This is a genomic window from Pseudomonas sp. BNK-45 (assembly GCF_047456255.1).
Taxonomy (GTDB): Bacteria; Pseudomonadota; Gammaproteobacteria; order Pseudomonadales; family Pseudomonadaceae; genus Aquipseudomonas.
The window spans coordinates 2,539,447-2,552,722 of record NZ_CP179909.1 but is presented as its reverse complement, the minus strand read 5'-3'; the positions used below and the strand labels follow the sequence as shown (position 1 = coordinate 2,552,722).

At 61.6% G+C, this 13,276-nt stretch carries 14 protein-coding genes and 1 pseudogene; 12 read left to right on the top strand and 3 right to left on the bottom strand.

Translation table 11 applies throughout. From position 1 onward, the window contains the following. Positions 1 to 235: 235 nt before the first annotated feature. The 3 genes from ACMGG8_RS11995 to ACMGG8_RS11985 all read left to right on the top strand — a co-directional run bounded on the left by ACMGG8_RS11995 (position 236) and on the right by ACMGG8_RS11985 (position 3,557). The gene (locus tag ACMGG8_RS11995; RefSeq protein ID WP_016968107.1) at positions 236 to 499 is read left to right on the top strand and encodes a DUF2790 domain-containing protein; all 264 of its coding nucleotides are present in this window, start codon (positions 236 to 238) and stop codon (positions 497 to 499) included. Positions 500 to 1,172: 673 nt separating this feature from the next. Then, positions 1,173 to 2,420, top strand: coding sequence for a ribonucleotide-diphosphate reductase subunit beta (locus ACMGG8_RS11990; protein WP_060840605.1), 1,248 nt, complete (start codon positions 1,173 to 1,175; stop codon positions 2,418 to 2,420). Between the two features lie 156 nt (positions 2,421 to 2,576). Then, a complete protein-coding gene (locus ACMGG8_RS11985; protein ID WP_414159623.1) occupies positions 2,577 to 3,557 on the top strand; it encodes a hypothetical protein in 981 nt (326 codons plus the stop codon). Positions 3,558 to 3,580: 23 nt separating this feature from the next. On the opposite strand, the gene ACMGG8_RS11980 is transcribed toward ACMGG8_RS11985, so the two are convergent. Next, on the bottom strand, positions 3,581 to 4,396 hold the full coding sequence (locus ACMGG8_RS11980) for a sulfite exporter TauE/SafE family protein (RefSeq protein ID WP_414159622.1): 816 nt from the start codon (positions 4,394 to 4,396) through the stop codon (positions 3,581 to 3,583). Positions 4,397 to 4,509: 113 nt separating this feature from the next. Here ACMGG8_RS11980 and ACMGG8_RS11975 point away from each other — a divergent pair, with 113 nt between their 5' ends. Together ACMGG8_RS11975 and ACMGG8_RS11970 are read left to right on the top strand one after the other, a co-directional pair. After that, positions 4,510 to 5,301, top strand: a complete 792-nt coding sequence (locus ACMGG8_RS11975) for an AraC family transcriptional regulator (protein WP_129406432.1) — start codon at positions 4,510 to 4,512, stop codon at positions 5,299 to 5,301. A 106-nt stretch (positions 5,302 to 5,407) separates the two neighbouring features. Then, complete coding sequence (locus ACMGG8_RS11970) at positions 5,408 to 5,725, top strand: XRE family transcriptional regulator (protein WP_060840609.1); 318 nt, start codon at positions 5,408 to 5,410, stop codon at positions 5,723 to 5,725. 100 nt (positions 5,726 to 5,825) lie between these two features. Here ACMGG8_RS11970 and ACMGG8_RS11965 read toward each other — a convergent pair whose 3' ends face one another. After that, the gene (locus tag ACMGG8_RS11965; RefSeq protein ID WP_414159621.1) at positions 5,826 to 6,884 is read right to left on the bottom strand and encodes an MBL fold metallo-hydrolase; all 1,059 of its coding nucleotides are present in this window, start codon (positions 6,882 to 6,884) and stop codon (positions 5,826 to 5,828) included. A 203-nt stretch (positions 6,885 to 7,087) separates the two neighbouring features. Here ACMGG8_RS11965 and ACMGG8_RS11960 point away from each other — a divergent pair, with 203 nt between their 5' ends. The 5 genes and pseudogenes from ACMGG8_RS11960 to ACMGG8_RS11940 all read left to right on the top strand — a co-directional run bounded on the left by ACMGG8_RS11960 (position 7,088) and on the right by ACMGG8_RS11940 (position 11,244). Beyond that, the gene (locus ACMGG8_RS11960) at positions 7,088 to 7,696 is read left to right on the top strand and encodes a TetR/AcrR family transcriptional regulator (protein ID WP_060840611.1); all 609 of its coding nucleotides are present in this window, start codon (positions 7,088 to 7,090) and stop codon (positions 7,694 to 7,696) included. Positions 7,697 to 7,866: 170 nt separating this feature from the next. Beyond that, positions 7,867 to 8,937 carry a diguanylate cyclase gene (locus ACMGG8_RS11955; RefSeq protein WP_060844388.1) on the top strand — a complete coding sequence of 357 codons (1,071 nt, stop codon included), beginning with the start codon at positions 7,867 to 7,869 and terminating at the stop codon, positions 8,935 to 8,937. Positions 8,938 to 9,295: 358 nt separating this feature from the next. Next, positions 9,296 to 10,066: pseudogene (locus tag ACMGG8_RS11950) on the top strand (PAS domain-containing protein); the annotation flags it as partial. Continuing rightward, complete coding sequence (locus ACMGG8_RS11945) at positions 10,067 to 10,615, top strand: methyl-accepting chemotaxis protein (protein WP_375136265.1); 549 nt, start codon at positions 10,067 to 10,069, stop codon at positions 10,613 to 10,615. A gap of 89 nt (positions 10,616 to 10,704) precedes the next feature. Then, positions 10,705 to 11,244 (top strand): DUF1003 domain-containing protein, encoded by a 540-nt coding sequence (locus ACMGG8_RS11940; RefSeq protein ID WP_060840613.1) that lies wholly within the window; start codon positions 10,705 to 10,707, stop codon positions 11,242 to 11,244. 5 nt (positions 11,245 to 11,249) lie between these two features. On the opposite strand, the gene ACMGG8_RS11935 is transcribed toward ACMGG8_RS11940, so the two are convergent. Next, a complete protein-coding gene (locus ACMGG8_RS11935) occupies positions 11,250 to 12,218 on the bottom strand; it encodes a LysR family transcriptional regulator (RefSeq protein WP_414159620.1) in 969 nt (322 codons plus the stop codon). Between ACMGG8_RS11935 and ACMGG8_RS11930 the strand changes: the two genes are divergently transcribed. After that, positions 12,217 to 12,936, top strand: a complete 720-nt coding sequence (locus tag ACMGG8_RS11930; RefSeq protein ID WP_414159619.1) for a CTP synthase — start codon at positions 12,217 to 12,219, stop codon at positions 12,934 to 12,936. The genes ACMGG8_RS11935 and ACMGG8_RS11930 overlap by 2 nt on opposite strands. Continuing rightward, entirely contained in the window at positions 12,933 to 13,268 is a 336-nt protein-coding gene (locus ACMGG8_RS11925; RefSeq protein ID WP_060840615.1) for an antibiotic biosynthesis monooxygenase family protein, read from the top strand. The genes ACMGG8_RS11930 and ACMGG8_RS11925 overlap by 4 nt, the downstream gene beginning before the upstream one ends. Positions 13,269 to 13,276: the final 8 nt, after the last annotated feature.

Here is a 13,276-nt window from a genome sequence, read left to right as displayed (position 1 = left end):
GGCATCCGGACAGGCCTTTTTCGGCGATTGTTACAAAAACTGTCAAAGGTGTTTATCAAAAGTACACCTATATGACCCGCCACCCGGGGCCTAAAATCCGTCTCGCCAAACAGGCAATCTGATTAACCAAGTTGCAGCCCCCACGAAGGCAGTTAATCAAACGTTTACTCAAGCTCCACACGCAGCCTCATAAAGGCTGCGTGACCCCACACGACCTTAGAAAGGTAAAACGCAAATGAAAGCTTTATTAGTTCTGGCCCTCAGTAGTCTGTGCGTTACCGCGATGGCTGATGAGATCCCGACTGATGTCGCACAGCAACAAGTACCGGTAGAGGAATACACTTACTCCACTGATCTGGATATCGCCAAAGTTATCTCCATGAGCGAAGTTCCAGAAGTATGCGAAGTTGTACCAGCGCGTATGGAATATGAAGACTCCCACGGTCAACGGCATATTCTTCAATACCGCGTAATGGGCAACGGTTGCTCTAACGGTTAATAGCCAAGTTCATTGCATAGACCTTGATGACTGCCGGCCGCAAGAAATCCCTCTTGCGGCAAAGATGCCTCGCCAGCGCCCCCGTTCGGGGTCCGGCCAACAGCATCGCCCCCGCAACGTGCGACCACGGCAATCGCACGCAACCTTTTCGCCACCGCCGAGGCCGGTTCCCAGCCCCTTGCCTGGCCCAATCCAGGTGGATTTGAGTTGTGTTCAAAACAGTGAAATGGCTTGCAAAAACACAACATCTAGTAAAATTGGCTATTTTTTGGCCATTTCCGGCTGATTTTTTTCAGCCCGAAAAAAAATCTTCCGCGGTCAAAGCCTTGTAAACCCGCGCTTTGCTCTGGATCCCCTGCCTTCCTCGGCCCGCCTGCGCCCATCGGTCACCCCACGAGCCGGAAAATATCCTTATAATGCGTCCTCAAAACGGGCCCGCAACATTCCCTTACCGGATGAAAACGGCCTGCTGAATCACGCGCCGGAACCGAAAGCCTCAGTTCCGCCCGACAGCAGCCTCAAGGCACCCGGACACATATTTCTGTTTATTGCCTGCGTTCACAGCTGCAACAAACGATTTCTATTGATTTAACGCGGCCAGTAGCGCCGTGTGAAAAGCCAACCCTTTTGTTTTCACACGGGCATCTGGCCCTCGAGCAGGAGACGACACGTCATGCTGAGCTGGGACGAATTCGACAAAGAAGAAGGCGAAGTTGCAGTCAAAGGCGCCAACGCCGGCCACGCCACTGAAGCCAACATGGACCGCCTCGACAGCGCCGGTGGTGCCGCAGCTCTGGAAGCCCGCGCCGTGACCGCCAATGACTCCGCTGCCGTTGCCCGGGCCAAGGCGTCCCTGGACCAGCTCGACATCGCCGAAGGCCTGGCCGAGCTGGAAGGCTCTTCCGCCCGCGTCGCGGTTGACGAAAAGCGCATGATCAACTGCCGCGCCGACCTCAACCAGCTGGTGCCGTTCAAGTACGACTGGGCCTGGCAGAAGTACCTCGACGGTTGCGCCAACCACTGGATGCCGCAAGAGGTCAACATGACCGCCGACATCGCCCTGTGGAAAAACCCGGAAGGCCTGACCGACGACGAGCGCCGCATCGTCATGCGCAACCTGGGCTTCTTCTCCACCGCCGACTCCCTGGTTGCCAACAACCTGGTACTGGCCGTGTACCGCCTGATCACCAACCCGGAATGCCGCCAGTACATCCTGCGCCAGGCATTCGAAGAGGCGATCCACACCCACGCCTACCAGTACTGCATCGAATCGCTGGCCATGGATGAAGGCGAGATCTTCAACATGTACCACGAGATTCCATCGGTCGCGAAGAAAGCCGCCTGGGGCCTGAAGTACACCCGTTCGATCTCCGATCCGAAGTTCGAAACCGGCACCGTCGACACCGACAAGGAGCTGCTGCGCAACCTGATCGCCTACTACTGCGTTCTGGAAGGCATCTTCTTCTACTGCGGCTTCACCCAGATCCTGTCCATGGGCCGCCGCAACAAAATGACCGGCGTTGCCGAGCAGTTCCAGTACATCCTGCGCGACGAATCCATGCACCTGAACTTCGGCATCGACGTGATCAACCAGATCAAGATCGAAAACCCGCACCTGTGGGATGCCGAGATGAAGGAAGAAGCCACCCAGATGATCCTCCAGGGCACCCAACTGGAAATCGAATACGCTCGCGACACCATGCCGCGCGGCGTGCTGGGCATGAACGCGGCGATGATGGAGGACTACCTCAAGTTCATCGCCAACCGTCGCCTGTCGCAGATCGGCCTGAAGGAAGAGTACCCAGGCACCACCAACCCGTTCCCATGGATGAGCGAGATCATGGACTTGAAGAAAGAGAAGAACTTCTTCGAGACCCGCGTGATCGAGTATCAAACTGGCGGTGCACTGAGCTGGGATTGATTCGCGGATCAATGCAACAAATAAGAAGCCCTGACTTGTTCAGGGCTTTTTTATTGGCCGAGGAAACAGACTGCGCAGCCGGCCCATTAAAATGCGTGCAGGCTGCAGGAGCTGTGGTTATAAAGACCCCTCCCCCGCTTAAGGATCAAAGCGCTCATGAAATTCGATACCGCCTACTGCATCAGCCTCGACGACAAGTTGTCGATCTATGACGTGCGGGATCTGAATTTCGATGAAACCGTGGCTTTCGATTCCGCCCAGGAAAGCTTCCAGTGCCCCAACGATGAATGTCGCGCCGCCTTCGATGCCGCCAATCAGCTGGGCACCTTCAATGCCAAGAACGTCAATTACCTTCGCACCCCGCACTTCAAGAACCTGCCCGGTACGCTGCACATAGAAAGCTGCCCTTACCGGCTCAGCAAAGGTGCCGGCAGCATCGAAGGCGCAGCCGCCGAGGATGAACGCGAGGAACACTTCCCTTCAGAACTGCTGTTGACCCGCCGCGAGTACAAGCGCCGACCGAGCAGCCCGACCGCGGCGGCAGAGACGCCCCGGGACAATCCGCCCGCCGTGCCAGCCGGCCTGCAACACAACCACGCCGGGCGCGATACCACCCCGGACAAGACCTGTGTCTTCGCCCACCCGGTGGAATGTTTCGTGTCAAACATCGACGACAAGGAACTGCTCAAGCGCATGCCGCTGAAGATCGGCGAGCACACCGCGTCCTACGCCTCGTTCTTCAAGAAGATCGAGTACCTGCTGGACAACAAGGGGCTGATCTACTGGGGCAAGATCAAGGAAATCAAGGACTACACCCAGAGCTTTCGCATCGATTTCGAGCACAAGGTCTGGTTCAAGGCCGATGGCGAATCGAAGAAGAAGCCCTACTCGGTCAACGTCTACCTGAGCAAGAAACTGATCGACAACTATCGCAAGCGCAAAGCCTTCCTCGAGGAGATCAAGAGCGCCATCGACAGCCAGCGCGAGTTGTACTGTTTCTTCTACGGTGTCACCCCGACACTCAAGCAAGTGCCGAGCAAGAAAAACCCCGAAGCGACCTTCGGGGTCTTCAGCGCCAACATCGAAAACCTGGACCACTTCGTGATCCGCGAGGCACCGGGGCTTCACGCACAGTAGTTCTGCCCGCAGCGATGCCCCTGTCACGTCAGGCACAGGCTGACCAGCACCACCAGCAGCAGGCCGATGTACACCCGCGCATGCACCCGATCCGGGATACGACCGATCCAGGGCGTGGCCAGACGGATACCCAGCAACGAGCCAAGGGACAATACCGAAAACGCCAACAGGTCCACATAGCCGATGAACCCGGGCCCGAAATCGGCTGGACTGAAGCGCGCCAGGGCCAGGTAGGTAGCGGTTCCGGCCAGGGCCACCGGCACGCTCAGGGGATTGGCCATGGAGGTGGCCTGGGTCATGCTCAATCCGCAACGGCGTAACAGAGGTACTGTCATGACGCTGCCCCCCACCCCGAGAAACGTCGCGATTACGCCTATTCCTACACCACCCAATAGGGTTTCGCCGGTGCCCAGGCGACGCGCCTGAGCCTGGTTCACCGGCTCAAGAAAGCCGCGCCGCAGCAGGCAGTCGGCAATGGTGATGCCCAGGTAGGCAATGAAGGCATACCGAATCACCTCGCCGCTGACCCACATCGCCGCGGCCGCTCCGCACATTGCCCCCAGGGCGATGTAGGCCCCCAGAGGCCACAGGTAATGGCGAACAAGATTGCCGGCCCGCTGATGCCGCCAACTGGCCAGCAGAGCATTGACGATCATCACGCAGGTCGAAGTGGCCACAGCGATGTGCATGGCCGAGTGCCCCGCCGCCGAGTCGGCGCCCTGGCTGCTCAGCAGCATCCAGTACAACAGCGGCACCACCACAAAACCGCCGCCGAAGCCGAACAGCACCGCGCTGACGCCGGTCATGCAGCCAAAAACTGCCAGCAGTAGATAGAACATCGAGCCGCATCCGTCCGGGAAAGAAGCTGCGGACAATAAAAGATCGAGCCCTGGCCGACTTCAGCAAGTCAGCCAATAATGTTTGCGTTTACGCCAGCCAGGAACCTCGTCGCATGCGCAACATCTCCATCGACTCACTGGATCGGACACCGCGTCCGGTCGTGGCCATCGGCACCGACTATGCCGACGGCCAGCGCCTGCCGCGCCACAGTCATCGCCGGGCGCAACTGTTGTATGGCGCCACCGGCGTGATGCAGGTGGGCACGGCCCAGGGGAACTGGGTGGTGCCGCCGCAGCGGGCGGTCTGGATCCCGCCCGGGGTGGAACATGAGGTGCTGATGCTCGGGGTCAGCACCCGCAGTCTGTACATCGAACCCGCAGCAGCGCCGCTGGACAGCAGCGACTGCCAGGTGATCAGCGTCTCGCCCCTGTTGCGCCAGTTGCTTCTGGAGGCGGTGGAGCTTCCCCTGGAATACCCGCAGCACGGCAGGGACGGATTGCTGATCGACCTCCTTCTGCTTGAGTTGCAGCGCAGTCGCCCGCTGCCGCTGCATATCCCCCTGCCGGCCGCCGGTGCACTGCTGGAGCTGTGCCAGGCCTTCCTCGCTCGCCCGGATATTCACCAATCCCCGGAACACTGGGCAGGACAGCTGCATATCAGCTTGCGCACCTTCAACCGCAGCTTTCGCCGGCAGACGGGCATGAGCTTCATTCAATGGCGACAACGGGCCTGCGTGGTCCTGGCCCTGGCCCGGCTGGCTGCAGCCGAACCGGTCACCCGCATCGCCCTGGACTTCGGCTACGACAGCCCCGGGGCGTTCTCCACCATGTTCCGCCGGGTATTGGGGCAATCCCCCAGCACCTACCTGAATCAGGAGTCTGCGTTCCCAGGTAAAACCTTGTGACCAAAGGCTCGGGGGTTGGCCGTAATTGAGTTTGATCAGCAAGCAAAACCACTGTACAAATAACCAGTATCAAGCCAACGCATTGCCTAACCTCCCGGAGAAAACCATGGCCTCTCTAGCGATGAAAATAACCCTGGAACGTATCGCCCTTTATCAGTTCACTCCGCAGCACTGTGCTCAGGCCCGCGACATGCTGGGCTGGGACATGGACCGGCTGTCCCGCGAGTCCAGCGTCTCGGTGCAAGCCATTCAGCGCTTTGAGGCCGGCTACGAGGTGCGTGACGTCACCCGGCTGGCCCTGGCCTTCTGCCTTGAGGCGCAAGGCCTGGTGTTCTTCCCCGGCTTCACCCCCGGCCGCGGCATGAACATCCGTGGAGCGACCCCCAATCCGATGGAGCGCCCTGACTACGCCATGATCGAATGATCGACGGCCCCGGGCAGCGGCCGACACCAGACCGGCGCTCAGCGCCAGGGTCGAAACCAGATGAATCGGGTAACTGGCCACCTTCGTGGCCAGTCCTGGTTCACGCGGACTCGATACCCATCTGCTCCAGCACGCCATCCACCTCCAGCCACCAGGTGCTGCCCCGCTGAGGCTGCGTCAGGCTGAAGGCTTCGCCCATCTGCGGCGTGGTGATGCTGATGCTGCGTTCCCAGGCCAGGGCCAGGATACGGTCGAAGGGTTCGTGCCAGGCATGCATGGCCAGGTCGAAGGTGCCGTTATGGATCGGCAGGAGCCAGCGGCCACGCAGATCGATATGGGCTTGCAGGGTTTGCTCCGGCTGCATGTGCACGTGGGGCCATTCGACGTTGTAGGCCCCGGTTTCCATCAGTGTCAGGTCAAAGGGACCGTACTGCTGGCCGATGCGCTTGAAGCCGTCGAAATACCCCGTGTCACCGCTGAAGAAGATCCGTGTCGGGCCATCGATCATCACCCAGGAGGCCCACAGGGTTCGGTTGCCATCGAACAGGCCACGACCGGAAAAATGCTGCGACGGCGTGGCGACAAAACGTATGCCATCGATGTCGCATCCCTGCCACCAATCCAGCTGCCGCACCTTGCTCGCCGGTACCCCCCATTTGATCAGGGTGTCGCCCACGCCCAGCGGGGTCAGGAAGTGCCGGGTCTTGTCCGCCAGGGTCAGCACCGTCTGGTGGTCCAGGTGGTCGTAATGATCGTGGGACAGGATCACCGCCTCGATCTCCGGCAGCGCCTCCAGGCTGATGGGCGGCTGATGAAAGCGCTTTGGCCCGGCCCATTGCACCGGTGATGCCCGCTCGGCAAACACCGGGTCGGTGATCCAGAACTTGTCGCGCATCTTCAGCAGCACGGTGGAGTGGCCCAGGCGAAACACACTGTGATTAGGCGCTGCCAGCAATTGCTCGCGGGTCAGTTCCTGCACCGGAATCGCCCCTGCTGGGCGGGTGTTGCGCGGTTTGTGGAACAGCATGTTCCAGAAGATCTGCAGGGTCTTGCCGAAACCGGCACGTCGCACCGGTGCATGGTTGCGAAAGGCGCCCTGCTCCTGACGAGAGGTTGGCTGACCAGAGGCGCGGGTTAGGCTGGACGAGACATTGGCCATGATTGAAAGGACTCCGTGGAACGCGGCAAGGTTCCGAGGTGGTTCTACGGGACGATCTACTGGCCAAGGCACGCAAGCATCAGCCGCCAATCATCGTTTTGAAGGAGAACTACACTACACAGTGTAGTTTCTACATTGCAACAGGATTAAGACGAAGTAGACTGCCGATTGATTTAGCCGCCCACCCTGATCGAACCCAACTTATGACAGCTCCGAAGCGCCTCACCGACCTTAAACGCAATGCCATCATCCAGGCGGCGATCAGCGAATTCCGCGCCAGCGGCTTCGACATCACCAGCATGGACAAGATTGCCGCCACGGCCGGAGTATCCAAGCGCACGGTGTACAACCACTTTCCGAGCAAGGAGGAGTTGTTCGCCGAGATCCTGCACAAGCTCTGGGCCAGCATCAGCGCCCAAGCGGACGTCGTCTATCGCCACGACCAGCCCCTGCGCGAGCAACTGGAAGCCCTGTTGCGGGCCAAGCTGCAACTGCTGGCCGACGACAACTTCCTCGACCTGGCCCGAGTGGCCATTGCTGCCACCATCCACTCCCCCGAGCGGGCTCAGGACATGGTGGCGCGACTCGGCGAACGGGAGGAAGGCCTGACCCTGTGGATCCGCGGCGCCCTGGCCGACGGCCGCCTCAAGCCGCTGGACCCGGAATTCGCTGCCCAACAGATGCACGGGCTGCTCAAGAGCTTCGCGTTCTGGCCGCAGATCACCCTGGGCCAACCGCCCCTGGCAGCGGACCTGCAGACCCGGGTCATCGAGTCGGCACTGGACATGTTTCTCAGCCACTACCAGGCCTGATTCAGCGCGATCGACCGGCATACCCTGCCCCGGCCACCGTGAAATGGCTTCGAAGGACACTGATTATTCCTAGTGGAATAAATGACAATATTCACCAGACTGATCCGATAAACGGCAAGGCCGCAAAAACACCACAAAGTGTTTCAGTGCAAAACCTGGTGCAGGAATTTATGGAAAACCAACGCGGCAAAGGGCTGTCATTTGCCCGACGCATCTATTGGCCAAGGATCATCGGCCTGGGCATCGGCGGCATCAGTGTCCTCGCGGCACTCGCTCCCCTGGCACTGCCCGACTGGATATGGGGCCTGCTGTTGTTCAACGGCCTGATCTGGCCCCACCTGGCCTATCAACTGTCCGCCCGTTCGGCGTTTCCCTACCGGGCAGAGCGGCGCAATCTGCTGTATGACTCGCTGCTGGGCGGTTTCTGGGCCGCGACCATGCAGTTCAACCCGCTGCCGGCGGTCACCATCCTCTCGATGATGGCCATGAACAACGTGGCCGCAGGTGGCCTGCGCCTGTTCATTCGCGGCAGTCTGGCCCAATGCACCGGGGTGCTGCTGTCCTGGGCGCTGTTCGGGCCACACGTCACCACCCACATCAGCCCGCTGCAGATCTACGCCTGCCTGCCCATGCTGACCCTCTATCCCCTGGCGGTGGGCATGGTCTGCTATCGCCTGGCGATCAAACTGTCCGAACACAAGCGCGCCCTGAGCGCCCTGAGCCGCACCGACAGCCTCACCGGCCTGCTCAACCACGGTTCCTGGAAGGACCTGCTGCACATCAAGTTCCACAAGTGCCGGCAGCGGCAGATGCACGCCTGCATCGCCCTGATCGACATCGACCACTTCAAGGCGATCAACGACACCTACGGCCACATCATTGGCGATACCGTGCTGCGTCACTTGAGCAACGAACTGCGACGCAACCTGCGCCACGATGACCTGGCCGGCCGCTACGGTGGCGACGAGTTCTGCGTGATCCTGCCGCGCATGAGCCAGCAGCAGGCACTCGATATCATGGAGCGCCTGCGTCGGGTCTTCAGCCAGTACCGGCACCCGCAAGTGAACGAGCTGAATGTCAGCCTGAGTATTGGTCTGGCCGCCTTCGATGCCGGTTTCGAGGATCCGGCCACCTGGCTCAATGCCGCGGACCAGGCCCTGTACCAGGCGAAAAAAACCGGACGCAACCGGATAGCCAGCAACGATGCCAACGGCTATGCAGCACAATCGCATTTGGCATAAAACCGAAAAAACTTATACAAAAAGGAAGTAAAAAATATTTTTGTACAAGTTTATTTGGATTTATCCAGGCAGTTGCCATCATAATGCCGCCACTTCGCTGCAACGGATGCCCACAACCGCAACTGCCGCCACCGAAGCCAATCAATCCAACTAAATCGATTCGCAGCCGCTACGTCTCCCTTGACGCGGCCACCGACGCGCGCCTGAAGCGTCCCCGTTGCATCGCTGCGAATGTATCTTCTGTCAGTCATGGAACGCTGACATTGAGCAGATAATGCCGAGCGCCGGGGAGCATTCGGCGTACCGGCGCACTCAATAGGGATCGACGCAACGTTTCTCCCACAGAGCACCTGCCCACATGCTATTCAACCGCCACAACAAGACCATCGACACCCTGAACCGGACCGTTGCCGAGCAATCGAGCCTGCTGGAGGCCATCGACCGCTCGATGGCGGTGATCGAGTTCGATCTGCAAGGCTGCGTATTGCGCGCCAACCACAACTTCCTCAAGACCCTGGGCTATCGCGAAGACCAGGTCCTCGGCCAGTCCCACCGCCTGTTCTGCACCCCGGAGTACGCCCGCAGCAGCGACTACCAGCAATTGTGGGCACGCCTCAGAGAAGGTCAGTTCCAGTCCGGAACCTTTGAACGGGTCGGCAGTGCCGGGCAGAGCCTGTGGCTGGAAGCCAGCTACAACCCTATCCGTGACGCCTCGGGCACGGTGTACAAAGTGGTCAAGTACGCCCTGGATGTCACCACTCGAATCCAGGAAGAGGCCGAGGCACGCAACAAGCTGGATGCCATCGACCGGGCCATGGCCGTGATCGAGTTCAACCTCGATGGCAGCATCATCAGCGCCAATGCCAATTTCCTCAGCCGCATGGGCTACAGCCTGGCGCAGGTCCAGGGCAAGCATCACCGGATGTTCTGCAAGCCCGAACTGGTCAACAGCAGCGCCTACCAGGACTTCTGGAATCGCCTGAACAAGGGCGAATTCTTCAACGGTCGCTTCGAACGGATCGACAAGCACGGCCGCACGCTGTGGCTGGAAGCCAACTACAACCCGGTCTACGACGCCAGCGGACGCCTGTGCAAAGTGGTCAAGTACGCCGCCGACGTCACCCAGCAGGTGGAGAAACACGAGCATGACGCCCATAGCGCGAGCCAGGCTTATCACATCTCGGTACAGACCCGGAAAGTCGCCGAGCAAGGCACCGGCGTGATCCAGCAGGCCGCCAGCGAAATGCGCCAGATCGCCCATAACATCGAGGACTCCTCCACCCTGATCGCCCGCCTGGGCGAACGTTCGGAACAGATCACCGCCATCGTCAACACCATCCGCGGGATTGCCGACCAGACCAACCTGCTGGCCCTCAATGCCGCCATCGAGGCCGCCCGGGCCGGAGAACAGGGGCGCGGCTTCGCCGTGGTGGCCGATGAGGTTCGCCAGTTGGCAGCGCGCACCAGCGGCTCGACCGCGGAAATCGCCAGCATGATCGACATGATCCAGAACGAAACCCTGCAAGCCATCAAGAGCATGGACGGCACCCGGGAACGGGCGGCCAAGGGCGTGCAACTGGCGGATCAGGCCGGCACCGTGATCCTGCAGATTCGCGATGGAGCCAGTGACGCGGTGCAAGCCGTGAGCATGTTCGCCAACGAACGCGATGCGCTGTAAGGGAGGGGTTTCCCGGCGTCGATCATGACGTCCGGGACAGCCTTGAGGACTATAGTGGCCTTACGTCCCAGTGCCTGGCGGAGGCCATCATGAGTTCCAGCAACACGCCCGAAGAAACCACTCCGGTCACCGATCACCTGCGCTTTCACCGCGCCCATGCCCACCTGGCCCCCACCTTCGGCAACGATGCCTTCGCCTTGAAGGCCGAGGCCTTTGCCCGTTTCTTCGGCACCCCGACCTTTCTCGGGGCACAGACCCTGATCGTGGTGATCTGGATCGCCCTCAACCTCAGTGGCGTCACTCAGTTCGACGTCTATCCCTTCATCCTTCTCAACCTGGCCTTCAGCCTGCAGGCGGCCTACGCCGCGCCGCTGATCCTGCTGGCCCAGACCCGCCAGGCCGCCCGCGACAAGGCCCAGTCCGACGCCGACGCCCAGCACCGCGAGGCCCTGGCCATCGCCAACAGCGAACGCCAGGCCCAGGCCGCGCAAACCACCGGGCAACTGCTGGAGCTGCTGGAGCAGAACACCCGCCTCACGGAAATGACCAAGCAACTGAGCGAACGCATCGAAAACCTCACCAGCGAGATGCACGCGCACTTCGTCCGCAAGGAGCCACCAGCGGCCTGAGCTGTTCAGGGCCAGCGCAGATGACGCCCCAGCTCATCGAACAGCGTCACCACCGAGCGCAGGGCCCGACAGTCCGGGCGGGTCAACAGCCACAAGGCGGTTGCATGCTCCAGGGGCTCGCCGAGGGCTTCCAGGTCGCCACCGCCCAGGAGAAAGTCCGGCAACGCCGCCACCCCCAGGCCGGCCCGCACCAGCTCGGTCACCGCCAGCATGCTGTTGCAGCGATAACTGGGTTGCACGCCGGGCCACTGCTGACGGCGCCAGACCACCGTGGGGTGATCCGGCAGAAAGTCATCCGGGGCAATCCAGGCCACCCGCGCCAGATCGGTGCAATCCACCCGGTGCCGATACGCCGGGCTGGTGCACACCCGATACGCCACCGCCCCCAGGCAGCGCCCCACCAGATGCTCCGGAGGCGTCGCGGTGAGGCGCACGGCGATGTCCGCATCGCGACGGTTGAGGTTGGCGAAATCATTCGAAGTGCAGAGTTCGATGACCAGCGCCGGGTACTTGGGCATGAACTGCGCCAGGGCCGGCAGCAACAGGCCCTGCAACACCGAATCGGTACAGGTCAGGCGCACCGTGCCGCTGATCACCTCGCCGCCCTGGGCCACACCGATCCGCGCCGCCTCCAGGGCCTGTTCCGCCTGTTCGGCCTGCAATGCCAGGGCCTGGGCCAGGCTGGTAGGCAGGTAGCCGGCACGGCTCTTGTCGAACAGTTGCTGACCGAGCCCGGCCTCCAGGCGGCGCACGGCACGAAACACCGTCGAAACATCCACCTTGAGCAGGGCCGCGGCACGGGCCAGGGAACCGCCACGGACCAGGGCCAGGACCAGCGACAGATCGGGGTAGTCCAGCTGATAGTGCGCTACTGCATTGATCACTTGGGTAAACGCCAATATTGATTGCGTGGACGCCAATCTATAGTGGCCCCAGGCAATCGACAAGTCAGTGCCCCTACCGGAGAAGCCCATGCAAGCACCCGCCTCGCCCCCCACCCTGCGCATCGCCCTGGTGGGGGATCACGACCCACTGATCACCGCGCACCAGGCCATTCCCCTGGCCCTGGATCAGGCCGCAGCCGACGCCGCCATCACCCTCGACGTGCAATGGCTGGCCACTGCCGAGCTGACTGACGAGCACCTGTTGCAAGGCTTCGACGCCATCTGGTGCGTGCCCGGCAGCCCCTACCGGAATATCCACGGCGCCTTGCTGGCGATCCGCGTGGCCCGGGAGCAACAGCGCCCCTTCCTCGGCACCTGCGGCGGCTTTCAGCATGCGGTCCTGGAATACGCGCGCAACGTGCTGGGCTGGACCGATGCCGAACACGGCGAGATCGCCCCCGATGCCGAACGCGCACTGCTCACCCCCTTGAGCTGCGCCCTGGTGGAGGCCCGTGAGCGCATCGAACTGCAAGACGGCAGCCGGATCGCCAAGGCCTATGGCACCCGGCACATCGAGGAAGGCTATCGCTGCCGCTACGGCGTCAATCCGGACTTTGCCGGGCCCCTGCTCGCTGGCGTCCTGCGCGCCAGCGGCCACGACCGCCTGGGAGATCTGCGCGCCGTGGAGCTCGCCGATCATCCATTTTTCGTCGCCACCCTGTTCCAGCCCGAACGCGCGGCCCTCAAGGGCCACACGCCGCCCCTGGTCAGCGCCCTGCTCAATGCCTGCCTGGAGACCCGAGGATGATCGGCCAGACACCCGCCCCGCCCTACTACGCCGTGATCTTCAGCTCCCAACGCGGTGCCGCGGACCCCGAGTACGATCAGGCCGCCGAGCGCATGCTGGAACTGGCGCGTCGGCAACCGGGCTTTCTCGGGGTCGAATCGGCTCGGGGCGCGGACGGTTTCGGGATCACCGTGTCCTACTGGAGCAGTGAGGCGGCAATCCTGGCGTGGAAGCACCACGCCGAACACAGCGCCATCCGCGAGCGCGGACGCAAGGATTGGTACCAGTCCTGTCATACCCGGGTCGGCCAGGTCGAACGGGCCTACGCCTTCGACCCCCAAGCCCAGGCCTGAACCGCGGC